This is a genomic window from Ancylobacter sp. GW821-FHT10E12 (genome assembly GCF_058809335.1).
Genome location: NZ_JBXASN010000007.1, coordinates 204,713 through 221,055, shown reverse-complemented (window position 1 = coordinate 221,055; position 16,343 = coordinate 204,713). Strand labels below are relative to the sequence as shown.

Sequence of the window (16,343 nt, the reverse complement as noted above, 5' to 3'; positions counted from 1 at the left end):
CAATGAGGACCTTGCCGGGTGATTTCGCCGCCGCCCTCGCCTCGGGGGCGACGACGCTGGCCCGCTGCTGGCGGATCGTCCGCCGCGACGGCGGCGTGGTCGGCCTGACCGAGCACGACCGCGACCTCGACGTCGACGGCACCACCTTCTTCGCGGCGGCCGGCGTCGGCGGCAGCGAGACGCCGGCGACGCTGGGCTTTTCCACCAATGCCGGCGAGCTCACCGGCGCGCTGGTCGCCGACCAGCTGCTGGAAGCCGATCTCGATGCCGGGCTCTATGACGGCGCGGCGGTGGAACTGCTGCTGGTCGACTGGTCGGACCCGTCGCGCTTCGTCCGCCTGCGGCGGGCGCGCATCGGCGAGGTGCGGCGCGAGAACGGCGTGTTCGTCGCCGAATTGCGGGCGCTGTCCGACGCGCTCGGCCAGGTGCGCGGGCGGCTGTTCACCACCCGCTGCGATGCCGATCTCGGCGATGGGCGCTGCGGGGTGAACCTCGCCGATCCGGCCTATTCCGGCGTCGGCACGGTGGTCGCGGTGGAGGGTGCCAGCCTGTTCACCGCCTCGGGCCTCGGCGGCTTCGCCGCGGGTTGGTTCACGCAGGGGCGGCTCGCCTTCACCGGCGGGGCCAATGCCGGCTTCGCCACCGAGGTGAAGGCGCATGCCAATGCGGGCGGCGCGGTGCGGCTCGACCTGTGGCAGCGTCCGCCGTCGCCGCTGTCGGCAGGCGACGCCTTCGCGGTGAGCGCGGGATGCGACAAGCGCCTCGAAACCTGCCGCGACCGTTTCGCCAACACGGCGAATTTCCGCGGCATGCCGCATATGCCGGGCAACGACACGCTGGTGCGCGTCGCCCAGCCGGGGTTGTCCTGACATGAGCGGGCTGCCTGACACGAGCGGCATGCCTGACACGAGCGGGATGAACATGCGGGCGAGGGTCGTCGCCGAGGCCCGCGCGTGGATCGGCACACCCTATCTGCACCGCGCCTCCTGCAAGGGGGAGGGAGCGGACTGCCTCGGCCTGGTGCGCGGGGTGTGGCGGGCGGCGATCGGCGCGGAACCGGAGACGCTGCCCGCCTATCGCCCCGACTGGGCCGAGGCGACGCATGAGGAGCAGCTCGCCGGCGCCGGCTTCCGGCATCTCGTGCCGGTCGCCGTCGAGGCGGTGCGGCCGGGCGACGTGCTGCTGTTCCGCTGGCGGGCGCATCTGCCGGCCAAGCACGCGGCGATCCTGGTGGCGCCGGACCGCATGGTGCACGCCCATGACGGGGCCGCGGTGGCGGAGGTCGCCTTCGCGCCCTGGTGGCGGCGCCGTCTGGCCTTCGCGTTTGCGTTTCCGGCGGCGTGAGGCGGGCCGTGACGGGAGCGGCGATCGACCTGCCCGCTCCCCCCGCTCATCCGCTCGCTCCCCGTTCTCCCGCTCTCCTCGCTCGCTCTCCCGCCCCGTCATCCTGAGGTGCTCGCCACCGGCGAGCCTCGAAGGACGCAAGCCGGTGCCGCAAACCGGTGCCGCGTGCGTGCTTCGAGGCCGGCCGCTCCGGCCGGCGCCTCAGCATGACGGGGTTTCTGACCGGCATCCTCGGGACGTCGCCCTGGCTGGGCTGGGATGGCCCGGCACCTCGGCATGACGGATCTAAGCCAGGGCCATCCGGCGGTGCCCGGACCGGCCTCGCCAGTCCTGACTTTGCGCCGACGCACATTCTTCATCCGAACCTGATCGGAACCCATTCCATGGCGACACTCATTCTCGGCGGCGCCGGCGCGGCGCTCGGCGGCACGCTGTTCGGACCGCTCGGCGCCATTGCCGGGCGGGCGCTCGGCGCGGTCGGCGGGGCGGTGATCGACCGCGCGCTGCTCACCCCCGGCCGCCATGTCGAGGGGCCGCGCCTCGCCGATCTCGACTTCATGACCTCGGTGGACGGCTCGCCGATGCCGCGCGTCTATGGCCGCGCCCGGCTGTCCGGCCAGCTGATCTGGTCGCTGCCGGTGGAGGAGGTGGTCTCGACCGAGACGACCTCGTCCGGCGGCAAGGGCACTTCCTTCACCGGCGGCGAGACCACCACGACCACCTATTCCTACTATGCCAGCTTCGCGGTCGGCATCTGCGAGGGGCCGGTGACGTGGATCGGCCGGGTCTGGGCCGATGGGCGCGAGCTGGACCTGCAGGGGCTCAACATCCGCACCCATCGCGGCGACGAGGGCCAGTCGCCCGACCCGCTGATCGAGGCCGGCATGGGCGCCGAGGATGCGCCGGCCTATCGCGGGCTCGCCTATATCGTGTTCGAGCGGCTGCCGCTGGCCGATTTCGGCAACCGCCTGCCGCAGATCTCGGTGGAGGTCGAGCGGGCGGTCGGGGCGCTGGAGCCGCGGGTGAGGGCGGTGACGCTGATCCCCGCCGCCACCGAATTCGGCTACGACACCACGGAGCTGGTGCGCGCGACCGGCCCCGGCACCTACGAGGCCGAGAACCGCCACGTCACCATTGCCGATACCGATTTCGAGGCCTCGCTGGACCGGCTGATGGCCTGCTGCCCCAATCTGGAGCGGGTGGCGCTGGTGGTGTCGTGGTTCGCCACCGACCTGCGGGCCGGGGAGTGCGAGGTGCATCCCGGCGTCGAGCGCCGCGACAAGACGGTCAGCGCCGGCGGGGTGACGCAGGCCTGGGGCGTCGCCGGGCGCACGCGGGCCGATGCGCATCTGGTGAGCGGCTACGAGGGACGCCCGGCCTATGGCGGCACCCCCTCCGACCGCAGCGTCGTCCGCGCCATCGCGGCGCTGAAGGCGCGCGGGCTGAAGGTGACGCTCTATCCGTTCATCATGATGGACGTGCCGTCCGGCAACGGCCGGCCCGACCCGTGGACCGGGGCGGGCGACCAGCCGGGCTATCCCTGGCGCGGGCGCATCACCTGCGATCCGGCGCCGGGGCGGCCCGGCTCGCCGGACGGCACGACCGCCGCCGGGACGCAGGTGGCGGCGCTGTTCGGCAACGCCGTCGCGGCGGATTTCGCCATTGCCGGCGATGCCGTCGCCTATGACGGGCCGGAGGAATGGACGCTGAGCCGCATGACGCTGCACTACGCGCAGCTGAGCGTGCTGGCCGGCGGCGTCGAGGCGATGCTGATCGGCTCCGAGATGGCGGCGCTGACGCGGGTGCGCTCCGCCTCCGGCGTCTACCCGGCGGCGGATGCCTATGCGGCGCTGGCTTCCCAGGTGAAGGCGGTGGTCGGGGCCGGCACGCTGGTCTCCTATGCCGCCGACTGGACCGAATATGGCGCGCATGTGCTGGATGGCGGGGCGGAGATCCGGTTCCCGCTCGATCCGCTCTGGGCCTCGCCGGCGATCGATTTCATCGGCATCGACTGGTACGCGCCGATCGCCGACTGGCGCGACGGCGACACCCATCTCGACGCCGTCACCTACCAGACCGGCTACGAGCCGGCCTATCTCGCGGCCGGCGTCACCGGCGGCGAGGGCTTCGACTGGTACTATGAAGACGAGGCAGCGCGGCAGGCGCAGGTGCGCACCCCGATCACCGACGGCGCCTATGGCGAACCCTGGGTGTTCCGCCAGAAGGACATCGCCGCCTGGTGGGGTAATGCGCATCACGAGCGCATCGGCGGGGTGCGGCAGGCGAGCCCGACCGGCTTCGGGCCGGGCGGCAAGCCGGTGCGGCTCACCGAGATCGGCTGCGCGGCCGTCGACAAGGGCGCCAACCGGCCGAGCGTGTTCCCCGATCCCAAATCCATCGAGAACGGCCTGCCGCCGTTCTCCAACGGACGGCGCGACGACCTGATCCAGCGCCGGCACCTGGAGGCTTCCTTCGACGCTTTCGCGACCACCGCCGCCAACCCGTCGGCGCCGGCGCTGCCGGGCGGGCGGATGATGGATCTCGCCGGGCTCTATGCCTGGACCTGGGATGCGCGGCCGTTCCCGACCTTTCCGCTCGCCACCGACGTGTGGGCGGACGGGGCGAACTGGATGACCGGCCACTGGCTGACCGGGCGGCTCGGCGCCGCGCCGCTGGCGGAGGCCTGCGCGCGGATGGCGGCGGATGCCGGGGTGCCCGACCTCGACTGCTCGGACCTGCGCGGCGTGGTCGACGGCTATGTCATCGACCGGCCGATGAGCGTGCGCGCGGCGCTGGAGCCGCTGGCGCGGGTCTTCGCCTTCGACCTGATGGAGGATGGCGACGGGCTCGCCCTGCGCCAGCGCGGCGGACGGGTGGTGGCGGAGCTGACCGACGAGGATTTCGTCGGCGACGACGACCAGCCCTCGCCCAGCTTCGTGCGCGGGGCGGAGAGCGAATTGCCGCTGTCGGTGACGGTCGGCTTCGTCGACGCCATCGGCGACTATCGCCAGTCGACCGGCGCCTCGCGGCGGCTGGCCGGCGCGGCGCGGGTGGAGACCGGGCTCGACCTCGCCATGGCGACGCATGACGGCCTCGCCGCCGGCCTCGCCGAGATGTGGCTGCAGGACGTGTGGGCCGGGCGCGAGACGGTGCGCTTCGGCCTGCCGCCGTCGAAACTGGCGCTGGAGCCGGGCGACGTGGTCGGCGTGACCCGCGACGGGCGGCGGCGGCTGATCGAGATCACCGCGGTGGAGGATACCGAGGCGCGGGCGATCACCGCCCGCAGCATCGACCCCGGCGTGTTCGCGCTGGCGGTGCGCGAGCCGCGGGTGGCGAATGTGACGGTGCCGGCGGCGGCCGGGCCGCCGGACGTGGCGGTGCTGGCCCTGCCGGCGCTGTCCGCCTCGACCGCCGGCTCGCCGCCGCTCGCCTTCCTCGCCGCCTTCGCCGCGCCCTGGCCGGGCGCGCTGGCGGTGTGGCGCGGCCTCGACGGGGCGAGCTTCGAGCGGGTGGCGACCATGGCGGCGCCTTCGGTGATGGGACGGCTGACCGTGCCGCTGGCGGCGGGCGTGCCCTGGCTGTGGCATCGCGGGCCGCGCCTCACCGTGCAGCTGCATGGAGGGCTGGTCGCCGCGGCGAGCGAGGAGGCGGTGCTGAACGGCGCCAACATGGCGGCGCTGGTGGCGCCGGACGGCAGCGTCGAGGTGATCCAGTTCACCGATGCCGAGCTGGTCGGCACAAGATTGTGGACGCTGGGCGGGCTGATCCGCGGGCAGGGCGGCACCGAGGCGATGGCCGAGGCGGAATGGGCAGCCGGCACGCTGTTCGTCATGCTCGACCGCAACCTCGCCACCGTGGCGAGCGGCGCCGAGCTGATCGGCCGCGCGCTCACCCTGCGCGCCGGGCGCGCCGACCGCGACCATGGCGATCCCGGCGTGGCGCAGGTGAGCGCGACCGTCACCGGCCGGGCGCTGACGCCGCTCGCGCCGGTGCATGCGACGGCGCGGCGCACGGTGGCCGGCGTCGAGATCGGCTGGATCCGCCGCACCCGGCAGGACGGCGACAATTGGGACGTCGTCGAGGTGCCGCTCGGCGAGGCGTCGGAGGCCTACCGGGTGGAGATCCTCGACGGGCTCGACGTGGTGCGCGCCGTCACCGCGGCGAGCCCGTCCCTCACCTATGCGGCGGCGGACGAGATCGCCGATTTCGGCGCTCCGCAAAGCTTCCTCGACCTGCGCATCGCGCAGCTCTCGGCCAGCGTCGGGGCGGGTGCGGCGCTGACGGCCCGCCTTTCCACCTGACCGTCTTTCCACCTGACCGCCTTTCAACGGACGAGACATCATGAGCGAGATGACCCCTCTTCTCGCGCTGCCGCTGCTTGCGGCGGCGCAGGCGCAGAAGCACGTCACCCATAACGAGGCGCTGACGCTGCTCGACGCCGCGGTGCAACTGGCGGTGATCGACTGTACCCGCACGGCGGCGCCTTCGTCCCCCGCCGCCGGCGACCGGCATCTCGTCGCCACCGGCGCCAGCGGCGACTGGGCCGGGCAGGACGGCACCGTGGCGCTCCATGACGGTGCCGGCTGGCGGTTCCTCGGCCCCCGCGCGGGCTGGCGGGCCTATGTGATCGCGGAAGGCCGGGCGGTCGGCTTCGACGGCACCCGCTGGAGCGACGCGCTCGCCGGCACCGCCTCCGGCGGCGGGGTGGCGCTTCGCGCGGCGGAGATCGACGTGGATCTCGCCGGCGCGTCGGTAACGACGACGCTGTCGATTCCCGACCGGGCGATCTGCCTCGGCGTGGCGAGCCGCACGCTGGTGGCCGTCACCGGCGCCAGCGCCTATCGCGTCGGCATTGCCGGCGAGGACGCCAAGTTCGGCGACAGCCTCGGCGCCGCCCTGGGCTCCACCAATGTCGGCGTGATCGGCCCGCAGGCCTTCTATGCCGACACGCCGCTGCGGATCACCGCCATCGGCAGCGCCTTCACCGGCGGGCGGGTGCGCCTGGTGCTCACCACGCTGGGCTTTGCCGCGCCCGACGCCTGATCCCTTCCCCCAAGATCCCTTCTCTCAAAGCCCAGATACAAGCTCAGGAGAGCGACATGCCCTACGACCCCTCGCGCGACCCCTGGCGCGGTGTCGCCGTCTCGCCGGTCGGCCTCGGCCGCACCGGAGCGGCGGTGGCGCCCGACGACGCGACCGACCTTTCCCGCTATGCCCGCATCCGCGTGTTCGTGCCGTCCGACGTGATCGAGGCGAGCGTGCGGGTGCTGCCGGTGCAGGCGGCCGACGGCGCGCCGCTGACCCTGCCGCTGCCGAGCGGGCAGGTGAGCGTCCTCGAATATGTGGTCCGGCGGGTGCTGGCGACCGGCACCACCGCCGGCCTGGTGATCCACACCGTGGAATGAGCCGGGCCTGCGACCCCCGCCGTGCCATTCCCCCGTTTCACCGTCCGCACAAGGAGATGTCCATGAGCGACATCGATCCCGCCGCCGCATCGCGGCTCTCGCGTCCCTGCCGCTTCGCCCGCCGCGCCGGTGCGGCCGGCGTCGTGTTCCTCCGCTGAGCGGGAGGGCGCGGTGACACTTTCTCTCGCACTGGGCGTCGGCCTCGCCGAACGGGACGGCGCCGGCCCGGCGTCCGGCCGTCCGTTCCTCATCGGCAGGGCGCCGGACGGCTCGCTTCTCGTTCTCAAAGGCAAGGCGCCGGACGGCAGCCATATCCTCCTGTCAGGAAAGAACAACTGATGTCGGGCGAAATCGAATTCGCGCCGCCGCGCGCGGTCACCCATCTCGTCGGCCATGATGCGGACGGCTATTGGGGACGGCAGTCCCTCTCCGCCATCCGTACGCTGGCGGGACTCCTGCCGGCCAATGTCGGCGATTTCCCGCTCGGCGAGGGCGAATATTACGGCCAGGTCGCCACCAATTGCCGCATCTCGACGCAGCAATCCACGAACGACCTGAGCACCTTCACCAAGTGCCACCATACGCTGCGCGCGGATGTCACCGAACTGGCGGTGCGCATGCCGAACTGGACCACGGCCCGCAACGTCGACAAGTTCGAGGCGTGCGTCCAGGCCCAGACGGCGTTTTCGATGGCGCTCGAATACCCGAGCGGGACGCTCGTCCAGCTTTCCTTCAACGACTATTCGCAGGGAATGGCGGATGCCGGCGGCGAGATCTGCTCGGATTTCGTTCCGATCAGCCTGCCGGCCGGCACCGAGATCTGGACGCGCATTTCCACCTTCAGCCGCGCCGGGCATCCGTTCATCGACCTGGCGCAGAACAGCAACGTGTCGGAAGGGTCGACCGGCTCCACCTCCCGCGTCACCGACCTCACGCGGCGCGTCGGCACGCCGAGCGATCCGACGGCCCGCTCGGTCGGCACCTGGCCGATCGGCATCATCGCCCGCACCACCCATGGCGGGGTGCTCGGCATCGGCGACAGCATCGTGCAGGGCACCGGCGACAGCTACAGTGCCGGCGACGGCCTCGATGCGGGCGACGGCTTCGGCCTGATCGGCCGGGCGATCAGCGGCACCCACGCCTATATCAACGCCGGCATGGCCGGCGACGACCTCAGCATCGTCACGCGCAGCAACGAATTCAGGCTCTCGCTCGCCCGCTACGTCAAGAACATCGTCTTCGAGCACGGCGTCAACGATATCGGCAATGCGTCCGATCCCGCGACCATCAAGGCACGCATGGTCATGCTGTGGATGCGCGGAGCCGAGAAGGCGCGTGCCGGCTCGCGGCTGTTCCAGACCACGATCACGCCCTCGACCACCTCGACCGACAGCTGGGCGACGACGGCCAACCAGACCGCGGCCACCAACTTCTCGACCGCGGGCAACGGCACCCGCGAGTTGCTGAACGACTGGCTGCGCGACGGAGCCCCGATCCTTGCCGGCGTGCCGGTCGCCATCGGAACCTCTGGCGCCAGCCGGGCCGGCGACGGCTCGCATCCGCTCCATGCGGTGTTCGACGTGGCCGATGCCGTCGAGAGCGCCCGCAACAGCGGCAAGTGGAAGGTGGACGGCTCGGCGTTCAAATATACCGGCGACGGTCTCCACCCGAACCGGGCGGGCAATCTTCTGGTCGCCGCGTCCGGCGCGATCAACACCGCACTGTTCGCCTGACATTTCGCTTCATGGCCGACCCGTCCGCCGCCTCCGGGCGGCTTTTTGATTCCTGGAGACAAGGGAGATCCTGATGCCGCGCACGATCAATGCGGACGGCCTCGCGCTGATCAAGCAGTGGGAGGGGCGGCGGCTCGCCGCCTACCGCGACCCGGTGGGAGTGTGGACGGTTGGCTACGGCCATACCGGCGCCGCCGGCCCGCCGGCGGTGAGGAAGGGCCTCAGGCTCACCGAGGCGGAGGCGGAGGCGATCCTGCGCGCCGACCTCGGGCAGTATGAGGCGACGGTGGAGGGGGCGGTGAAGGTGCCGCTCTCCGACAACCAGTTCGCGGCGCTGGTGTCGTTCTGCTTCAATGTTGGGGCGGAGAATTTCCGCGCCTCGACGCTGTTGAAGAAGCTCAACGCCGGCGACCACGCGGCGGTGCCGCGCGAGCTGATGAAATGGAACCGGGCCGGGGGGAACGTCCTGCCCGGCCTTACCAACCGGCGCGCCGCCGAGGGCGGGCTGTGGGTGCGCGGCGATTTCGTCGCCTCGAACTATGTCGAGCCGGTGCCGAAGCCGCGGGCGAGCGGGAGTCCCGAGGGCAAGGGCACGCTGGCGGCGGGTCTCGGCACGGCCGGCGCGGCGGTGTCGGAGGCGGCGCGGCAGCTGTCGCCGTTCGCCGAGGTGTCGCAGCTGCTGACCTATGCGTTCGTCGGCCTCACCGTGCTCGGCATCGCCATCGCCCTCTACGGCGTGTGGAGGCGCAGCCGCAGCGATGCCGGCCTTGCCTGACGGGCCCCTGCGTGAGGGGGCCTCGCCTGACAATCAGATGCCGCAATGGCATGCTCCCTGACGATTGCCGCGGACCCCACAAGGGTTCGCGGCGATTCGTCGTTTCCGGAGGTGCCGCCCGTGCGTCTGCTCGTCGTCGAGGACGATCCCGATCTCAACCGCCAGCTCACCGAGGCGCTGACCGATGCCGGCTATGCCGTCGACCGCGCCCATGACGGCGAGGAGGGGCATTATCTCGGCGAGAACGAGCCCTATGACGCGGTGGTGCTCGATATCGGCCTGCCGAAGATGGACGGGCTCTCGGTGCTGGAGGCCTGGCGGCGCGACGGCAGGAAGATGCCGGTGCTGATCCTCACCGCCCGCGACCGCTGGAGCGACAAGGTGCAGGGCTTCGACGCCGGCGCCGACGACTATGTGGCGAAGCCCTTCCACATGGAGGAGGTGCTGGCCCGCATCCGCGCCCTGCTGCGCCGCGCCACCGGCCATGCCGCCAGCGAACTGACCTGCGGGCCGGTGATGCTCGACACCCGCTCCGGCCGGGTGACGGTCGACGGACGGGCGGTGAAGCTGACCTCGCACGAATACCGGCTGCTCGATTATCTCATGCACCATTCCGGTCGTGTCGTGTCGCGCACCGAGTTGGTCGAGCATCTCTACGATCAGGATTTCGACCGCGATTCCAATACGATCGAAGTCTTCGTCGGCAGGTTGCGCAAAAAGCTCGGCATCGACGTGATCCAGACGGTGCGCGGGCTCGGCTATCTGCTCGCGGTGCCGGACGCGCCGCGCTGATGCGCACCCGCTCGCTGGCGCTCCGGCTGTTCGTCTCCGCCACGCTGGTGATCGTGGCGGTGCTGCTGGTGACCGGCTTCGTGCTGTCCTCCGCCTATCGCCAGGCGGTGGAGCGCGCCTTCGACCGGCGGCTCGACGTCTATCTCAAGACCATCGTCGCCGACGTCGCCAATTCCACCTCCGGCCAGATGCCCGAGCCGACGACGCTGGGCGACCCGATCTTCTCCTTCCCGATCTCCGGCTGGTACTGGCAGATCGCCCGGCTCGACCGCACCGCCAAGGAGGTGAAGACCTCGCGCTCGCTGCCGGAGGGCACGCTGCCCATCCTGGTGGAGAAGGGCGCGGATTCCGACCTCACCGGGCTGCGCGAGGGCTATGGCAAGGGCCCGGCCGACCAGCGGCTGCGTGTCGTCGAGCGTGTCGTCGATCTCGGCGACGACGGGCGCTACGCCGTCGCGGTCGCCGCCGACGCCAGCGAGATCGACGATGAGGTGGAGGGCTTCGATACCGCACTGGCGGTGACGCTGGCGGTGCTCGGCACGGTGTTCCTGCTGACGGTGGCGTTCCAGGTGCTGTTCGGCCTGCGCCCGCTCAAGCGCATGCTCGCCGCGCTCGCCGCGGTGCGCGAAGGCCGCGCCGACCGGCTGGAGGGCGACTACCCGATCGAGGTCGCGCCGCTCGCCGCCGAGGTCAACGCGCTGATCGACACCAATCGCGAGATCGTCGAGCGGGCGCGCACCCATGTCGGCAACCTCGCCCATGCGCTGAAGACGCCGATCTCGGTGCTGCAGAACGAGGCCGGGCGGGCGATGGCCGGCGGGCCGGACGCCGCGCTCGCCGCCAAGGTGCAGGAGCAGGCGGAGGTGATGAAGGGGCAGGTCGCCCATCACCTCGAGCGCGCCCGCATCGCCGCCCGCGCCAGCGTGGTCACCACGGTGGAGGAGGTGGGGCCGGTGGTGGAAAAGCTCACCGCCACGCTCGGCAAGGTCTACCGCACCCGCGGCATCGACGTGGAGACCGAGATCGAGGGCGCGCCGCGCTTCCGCGGCGAGCGGCAGGATCTCGAGGAGATCGTCGGCAATCTCGTGGACAATGGCTGCAAATGGGCGCGCACGCTGGTCGAGGTGAGGGTGCGGCCGGTGCCCGAGGCGTCCGGGCGGCGTCCCGCCTTCGAGATCGTCATCGACGATGACGGGCCGGGCCTTACCGAGACCCAGCGTCTCGAGGCGATGAAGCGCGGGCGCCGGCTCGACGAGACGCGGCCGGGCTCCGGGCTGGGCCTGTCCATCGTGTCCGAACTGGTCGGTCTCTATGGAGGCAGCTTCGTGCTCGACCGATCGCCCTTCGGCGGATTACGCTGCGTGGTGAGACTACCGGTGGCATGAGGCGGGAAAGCCGCGGTTTCGCCCGAATCCTCCCGCTTTCTGCGCCGCACACTTGTCTGGGGTTATTTCGGAAGGGATTCTTGATGCGCGCTACCCACTTCGTCGCCGTTGCGCTGATCGGCGCCACGCTGGCCGGCTGCACCGCCACACAGGAAAACCCCAACATGGTCGGCGGCGCCGCGACGGGCGCTCTGGCCGGGGGCGTGATCGGCGCGATCGCCGGGCGCAATGTCGCGGGTGCCGCCATCGGCGCGCTGGCCGGCGGCCTGATCGGTGGCGCCATCGGCAGCGCGCTCGACGACCAGGACCGCCAGCGCGCCCAGCAGGCGGAAATGCAGGCGCTCGAATATGGCAATCCCGGCGCGCCGGTGAGCTGGCGCGGCGACAGCGGCGCCTATGGCACCATCGTGCCCGGCCCGGCCTATGCCCGCGGCCCCTCGCCGCGCTGCCGCGAATTCACCCACACCATCTATATCAACGGCCAGCCGCAGACCGCGCGCGGCACCGCCTGCCGCAACCCGGACGGCACGTGGTCACCTGTCGCCGGCTGAGGCCAGCCAGCCGATCTGCGGCGGCCGGCCGGCGCCCGGGATGATGCCGGCCGACGCTTCCCGGACCCATCGCCGCTCGCGCGACTGTGAGCCTGCGGCGATCGGACCGAGGTTGTTACGGATTGGCGTCGGTGCCGACGTCGGGTACCTCAGCGCATTAGAGGAATACTAATGCTGCTTTGGTTGGCCATTTCACTGATGACCGGTGCCGCCGTGATGGCGGTGCTGTGGCCCTTGCGTCCGCGCGCGGGCGACAGCGGGTCGGACGGCGTCGCCGTGCCGGACGGGCGGGCCGACCTTGCCGTCTATCGCGACCAGCTCGCCGAGATCGAGCGCGACCGCGCCGCCGGCTTGATCGGCGTTGCCGAGGGTGAGGCCGCGCGCACCGAGGTGGCGCGCCGCATGTTGCGCGTTGCCGCCGCTGCGCCGGCCGCTGCGGCTGGCGGCGACGACCGGCGCCGCCGGCTGGCGGCGCTCATCGCACTGGTCGGGGTGCCGCTTTTCGCCGGCGGGCTTTATTTCACCCTCGGATCGCCGCAGCTCGACGGCCAGCCATTGGCGGCCCGGCTCGATGCAAGGCCGGAGCAGGCCGACGTCGCCATCCTCGTGCGCAAGGTCGAGACGCATCTGGAGGCCAATCCGAATGACGGGCGCGGCTACGCGGTGATCGCGCCGGTCTATATGCGCCTCGGCCGTTTCGAGGACGCCGCGCGCGCCTGGTCGAGCGCCATCCGGCTCGACGGCTCCGACGCCGTGCGGCAGAACGGGCTCGGCGAGGCGCTGATGGCGCAATCCGGCGGCGTGGTGACCGCGCAGGCCAAGGCCGCCTTCGAGGCGGCGCAGGCGGCCGATCCGAAAAGCCCCAAGGCGCGCTATTTCCTCGGCCTCGCCGCCGAGCAGGACGGTCGCAAGCAGGATGCGGCGGCGATCTGGTCGGCGCTTGCCGCCGATTCCCCGGCCGATGCGCCATGGCAGCCGATGCTGGCGGTGGCGCTGCAGCGGGTGAATGCCTCCGCCTCCGCCCCGGCCGTCGATGCGCCCGGCCCGAGCGCGCAGGACGTCGCTGCCGCGCAGGAGATGAGTGCCGAGGACCGCAACGCCATGGTGCGCGGCATGGTCGACCGGCTGTCGCAGCGCCTTGCGCAGGATGGCACCGATCTCGATGGCTGGCTGCGGCTGATGCGCGCCTGGAACGTGCTCGGCGAAGGCGACAAGGCCCGCGACGCGGCGGCCAGGGCGCGGGTGCAGTTCGCTGCCGACGGGCCGGCGCTCGGGCGCATCGACGCGCTCGCCCGTGAGCTCGGGCTTGGCAGTTGAGGTTGGGGAGCTGATGGAATGACCCGCAAGGGCCGACGCCTCGTGCTGATTTCCACCGCCCTCGGCGTGCTCGGCGTCGCGGCTGGGCTGGTGCTGTTCGCGCTCAACGACACGATCGTGTTCTTCCGCTCGCCGAGCGAGATCGCCCGGGAGCACACTGCCCCCGGCACGCGGCTGCGGCTCGGCGGGCTGGTGAAGGCCGGCAGCGTGGTGAGGCAGGACAATGCGCATGTACGCTTCACCGTCACCGATGGCGGGGCGGATATCGACGTCGCCTATGTCGGCCTGCTGCCGGACCTGTTCCGCGAGGGGCAGGGGGTGATCGCCGAAGGCCAGCTCACGGGTCCCGGCAGCTTTTCCGCCGACAGCGTGCTCGCCAAGCACGACGAGAAATACATGCCGCGCGAGGTGGCCGACGCCCTGAAGAAGCAGGGGCTGTGGCAGGAAGGCGCGAACGGCAACCCGGTGCAAGGCGGCAAGGTGCAATGAACCCCGAGATCGGCCAATACGCGCTCGTGCTGGCGCTCGCCGTCGCCATCCTGCAGACCGTGCTGCCGATCTGGGGCGCCCGCACCGGCGATGCGGCGCTGATGCGGGTCGGCCCGTCGCTGGCGCTCACCTTCTGCGGCTTTGTCGGCCTCGCCTTCGCGGTGCTGGTGACCGCCTATGTGCAGTCCGACTTCTCGGTGCTGAACGTCGTCGAGAACTCGCATTCGGCCAAGCCGCTGCTCTACCGCATCACCGGCACCTGGGGAAACCATGAGGGCTCGATGCTGCTCTGGGCGCTGGTGCTGGCGCTGTTCGGCGCAATGGTGGCGCTGTTCGGCGGCAACCTTCCGGCGCGGCTGAAGGCGAACGTGCTCGGCGTGCAGGGCTCGATCGGCGTCGCCTTCGTCGCTTTCGTGCTGCTGACGTCGAACCCGTTCGCCCGCGTGGTGCCGGCGCCGGCGGAAGGCAACGACCTCAACCCGGTGTTGCAGGATATCGGCCTCGCCATCCATCCGCCGCTGCTCTATCTCGGCTATGTCGGATTTTCGGTGACGTTCGCCTTCGCGGTGGCGGCGCTGATCGACGGGCGCATCGACGCCGCCTGGGCGCGCTGGGTGCGGCCCTGGGCGCTGGCGGCGTGGGGTTTCCTCACCCTTGGCATCGCCATGGGCTCCTACTGGGCCTATTACGAGCTCGGCTGGGGCGGCTGGTGGTTCTGGGATCCCGTGGAGAATGCCTCGCTGATGCCGTGGTTCGCCGGCACCGCGCTGATCCATTCCGCCGTGGTGATGGAGAAGCGCGACGCGCTGAAAGTGTGGACGGTGCTGCTGGCCATCCTCGCCTTCTCGCTGTCGCTGCTCGGTACCTTCCTGGTGCGTTCCGGCGTGCTGACCTCGGTCCACGCCTTCGCCACCGACCCGACGCGCGGCGTGTTCATCCTCGCCATCCTCGTGCTGTTCATCGGCGGCTCGCTGACGCTGTTCGCGCTGCGGGCGCCGAGCCTGCGCCAGGGCGGGATCTTCGCGCCGATCTCCCGCGAGGGGGCGCTGGTGCTGAACAACCTGCTGCTCACCGCGGCGGCGGCGGCGGTATTCGTGGGCACTCTCTATCCGCTGGCGCTGGAGGCGACGACGGGGGCGAAGATCACCGTCGGCCCGCCCTATTTCAATCTCACGGTCGGCGCGCTGATGCTGCCGGTGCTGTTCGCCATGCCGTTCGGGCCGCTGCTCGCCTGGAAGCGCGGCGACCTCGCCGGCGTGGCGCAGCGGCTGACGCTCGCCTTCCTGCTCGGACTGGTGGCCGCCGGTATCGTCGCCTATGCGCAGGGTGGCGGCCCGGCGCTGGCGCCGATCGGCATGGGGCTCGCCGCCTTCGTGGCGCTGGGCGCGGTGGTCGACATCGCCGAGCGCGCCGGCATCGGCCGGGTGCCGGCGGCGAAAGCGTGGGCGCGATTCAAGGGATTGCCGCGCGCGGCGATGGGCGGGGCGCTCGCCCATGCCGGGGTCGGGGTGTGCCTGTTCGGCATCGTCGCCGAGACCAGCTGGAACCAGGAGGCGATCGTCGGCGCCAAGGTCGGCGACAGCTTCCCGCTCGGGCGCTACGAACTGACGCTCAGCCGCATCGAGCCGCGCACCGGGCCGAACTACAGCGAACTGGTCGGCGTGTTCGATATAAGGCGCGGCGGAGCGAGCCTCGGCACCGTCGAATCATCCAAGCGCCTGTTCGCTGCCCGCAACATGCCGACCACCGAGGCCGGTATCCGCACCATCGGCTTCAGCCAGCTCTATGTCAGCCTCGGCGACGAATTGCCGGGCGGGGGGCTGGCGGTGCGCGCCTATTGGAAGCCCTTCGTGACGCTGATCTGGATCGGCGCGCTGATCATGGCGCTGGGCGGCGTGCTGTCGCTGAGCGACCGGCGCCTGCGCGTCGGGGCGCCGAAGCCGGCGCGTCGGATGGCGGCCGCCGCCAAGCCGGGCTCGACGCCGGTGGCGGCGGAATGAGACGCGCGCGAACCCTGCTCGTCGCTTCGGCGCTGCTTCTGGCGGCCGCCGGGCCGCTGCATGCCGTGCAGCCGGACGAGGTGCTGCCGGATCCGGCGCAGGAGGCGCGGGCGCGGGCGCTGTCGCGCGAATTGCGCTGCATGGTCTGCCAGAACCAGTCGATCGACGATTCCGATGCGCCGCTCGCCAAGGACCTGCGCCTCCTGGTGCGCGAGCGGGTCAAGGCCGGCGACGACGACCGGGCGGTGCTGGATTTCCTCGTTGCCCGCTATGGCGAGTTCGTGCTGCTGCGCCCAAGCTGGCACGGGGCGAACGTCATCCTGTGGACCGCGCCGTTCCTGATCCTGATCGGCGGCGGGATGGCCATCTGGTTGCGCTCGCGGCGGCGGAACGGCACCCCGGCTGCCGTTGCGGCCCTGACGCCGGATGAACAGAAGCGGCTCGACGATCTGCTCGATCAGGAAAACTAGCGCATTACCAAAGTGTAACGTCCCCGCCAGCCTGCGTTAAGGCGACGGCCCCTAGGTTCTCGTTCAAGCCTCCTGCGGGAGG

The 16,343-nt window shown here is 71.4% G+C and carries 15 protein-coding genes; all 15 read left to right on the top strand.

Annotated features, from left to right (window positions below; genetic code table 11):
* Positions 1-2 precede the first annotated feature (2 nt).
* The 15 genes from AC1RU4_RS11720 to AC1RU4_RS11650 all read left to right on the top strand — a co-directional run bounded on the left by AC1RU4_RS11720 (position 3) and on the right by AC1RU4_RS11650 (position 16,261).
* On the top strand, positions 3-869 hold the full coding sequence (locus AC1RU4_RS11720; protein WP_492891267.1) for a phage/gene transfer agent baseplate hub protein: 867 nt from the start codon (positions 3-5) through the stop codon (positions 867-869).
* Between the two features lie 28 nt (positions 870-897).
* On the top strand, positions 898-1,344 hold the full coding sequence (locus AC1RU4_RS11715) for an NlpC/P60 family protein (protein ID WP_492891266.1): 447 nt from the start codon (positions 898-900) through the stop codon (positions 1,342-1,344).
* Between the two features lie 383 nt (positions 1,345-1,727).
* Entirely contained in the window at positions 1,728-5,645 is a 3,918-nt protein-coding gene (locus AC1RU4_RS11710; protein ID WP_492891265.1) for a baseplate multidomain protein megatron, read from the top strand.
* Between the two features lie 40 nt (positions 5,646-5,685).
* Positions 5,686-6,387, top strand: a complete 702-nt coding sequence (locus tag AC1RU4_RS11705) for a DUF2793 domain-containing protein (RefSeq protein WP_492891264.1) — start codon at positions 5,686-5,688, stop codon at positions 6,385-6,387.
* Positions 6,388-6,443: 56 nt separating this feature from the next.
* Positions 6,444-6,749, top strand: a complete 306-nt coding sequence (locus AC1RU4_RS11700) for a spike base protein, RCAP_Rcc01079 family (protein WP_492891263.1) — start codon at positions 6,444-6,446, stop codon at positions 6,747-6,749.
* Between the two features lie 171 nt (positions 6,750-6,920).
* Positions 6,921-7,088 (top strand): hypothetical protein, encoded by a 168-nt coding sequence (locus AC1RU4_RS11695; RefSeq protein WP_492891262.1) that lies wholly within the window; start codon positions 6,921-6,923, stop codon positions 7,086-7,088.
* A complete protein-coding gene (locus AC1RU4_RS11690) occupies positions 7,088-8,482 on the top strand; it encodes an SGNH/GDSL hydrolase family protein (RefSeq protein ID WP_492891261.1) in 1,395 nt (464 codons plus the stop codon). The genes AC1RU4_RS11695 and AC1RU4_RS11690 overlap by 1 nt, the downstream gene beginning before the upstream one ends.
* Before the next feature lie 73 nt (positions 8,483-8,555).
* On the top strand, positions 8,556-9,257 hold the full coding sequence (locus AC1RU4_RS11685) for a lysozyme (protein WP_492891260.1): 702 nt from the start codon (positions 8,556-8,558) through the stop codon (positions 9,255-9,257).
* Between the two features lie 120 nt (positions 9,258-9,377).
* The gene (locus tag AC1RU4_RS11680; protein WP_492891259.1) at positions 9,378-10,049 is read left to right on the top strand and encodes a response regulator transcription factor; all 672 of its coding nucleotides are present in this window, start codon (positions 9,378-9,380) and stop codon (positions 10,047-10,049) included.
* Positions 10,049-11,434, top strand: coding sequence for an ATP-binding protein (locus AC1RU4_RS11675; RefSeq protein ID WP_492891258.1), 1,386 nt, complete (start codon positions 10,049-10,051; stop codon positions 11,432-11,434). Before AC1RU4_RS11680 ends, AC1RU4_RS11675 begins: the two co-directional genes overlap by 1 nt.
* 83 nt (positions 11,435-11,517) lie before the next feature.
* Complete coding sequence (locus AC1RU4_RS11670) at positions 11,518-11,985, top strand: RT0821/Lpp0805 family surface protein (RefSeq protein WP_492891257.1); 468 nt, start codon at positions 11,518-11,520, stop codon at positions 11,983-11,985.
* Positions 11,986-12,156: 171 nt separating this feature from the next.
* On the top strand, positions 12,157-13,302 hold the full coding sequence (ccmI, locus tag AC1RU4_RS11665) for a c-type cytochrome biogenesis protein CcmI (RefSeq protein ID WP_492891256.1): 1,146 nt from the start codon (positions 12,157-12,159) through the stop codon (positions 13,300-13,302).
* Positions 13,303-13,320: 18 nt separating this feature from the next.
* On the top strand, positions 13,321-13,791 hold the full coding sequence (gene ccmE / locus AC1RU4_RS11660; RefSeq protein ID WP_492891255.1) for a cytochrome c maturation protein CcmE: 471 nt from the start codon (positions 13,321-13,323) through the stop codon (positions 13,789-13,791).
* Positions 13,788-15,791 carry a heme lyase CcmF/NrfE family subunit gene (locus AC1RU4_RS11655; RefSeq protein WP_492891254.1) on the top strand — a complete coding sequence of 668 codons (2,004 nt, stop codon included), beginning with the start codon at positions 13,788-13,790 and terminating at the stop codon, positions 15,789-15,791. Before ccmE ends, AC1RU4_RS11655 begins: the two co-directional genes overlap by 4 nt.
* The gene (locus AC1RU4_RS11650) at positions 15,788-16,261 is read left to right on the top strand and encodes a cytochrome c-type biogenesis protein (RefSeq protein ID WP_492891253.1); all 474 of its coding nucleotides are present in this window, start codon (positions 15,788-15,790) and stop codon (positions 16,259-16,261) included. Before AC1RU4_RS11655 ends, AC1RU4_RS11650 begins: the two co-directional genes overlap by 4 nt.
* Positions 16,262-16,343 lie beyond the last annotated feature (82 nt).

Bases quoted from the DNA above. Each gene is read 5' to 3' on its own strand.
- AC1RU4_RS11655 (WP_492891254.1), top strand. From the start codon at position 13,788: ATGAACCCCGAGATCGGCCAATACGCGCTCGTGCTGGCGCTCGCCGTC.
- AC1RU4_RS11705 (WP_492891264.1), top strand. From the start codon at position 5,686: ATGAGCGAGATGACCCCTCTTCTCGCGCTGCCGCTGCTTGCGGCGGCG.
- AC1RU4_RS11720 (WP_492891267.1), top strand. From the start codon at position 3: ATGAGGACCTTGCCGGGTGATTTCGCCGCCGCCCTCGCCTCGGGGGCG.
- ccmE (WP_492891255.1), top strand. From the start codon at position 13,321: ATGACCCGCAAGGGCCGACGCCTCGTGCTGATTTCCACCGCCCTCGGC.
- ccmI (WP_492891256.1), top strand. From the start codon at position 12,157: ATGCTGCTTTGGTTGGCCATTTCACTGATGACCGGTGCCGCCGTGATG.
- AC1RU4_RS11715 (WP_492891266.1), top strand. From the start codon at position 898: ATGCCTGACACGAGCGGGATGAACATGCGGGCGAGGGTCGTCGCCGAG.
- AC1RU4_RS11700 (WP_492891263.1), top strand. From the start codon at position 6,444: ATGCCCTACGACCCCTCGCGCGACCCCTGGCGCGGTGTCGCCGTCTCG.
- AC1RU4_RS11710 (WP_492891265.1), top strand. From the start codon at position 1,728: ATGGCGACACTCATTCTCGGCGGCGCCGGCGCGGCGCTCGGCGGCACG.
- AC1RU4_RS11675 (WP_492891258.1), top strand. From the start codon at position 10,049: ATGCGCACCCGCTCGCTGGCGCTCCGGCTGTTCGTCTCCGCCACGCTG.
- AC1RU4_RS11685 (WP_492891260.1), top strand. From the start codon at position 8,556: ATGCCGCGCACGATCAATGCGGACGGCCTCGCGCTGATCAAGCAGTGG.
- AC1RU4_RS11650 (WP_492891253.1), top strand. From the start codon at position 15,788: ATGAGACGCGCGCGAACCCTGCTCGTCGCTTCGGCGCTGCTTCTGGCG.
- AC1RU4_RS11670 (WP_492891257.1), top strand. From the start codon at position 11,518: ATGCGCGCTACCCACTTCGTCGCCGTTGCGCTGATCGGCGCCACGCTG.
- AC1RU4_RS11690 (WP_492891261.1), top strand. From the start codon at position 7,088: ATGTCGGGCGAAATCGAATTCGCGCCGCCGCGCGCGGTCACCCATCTC.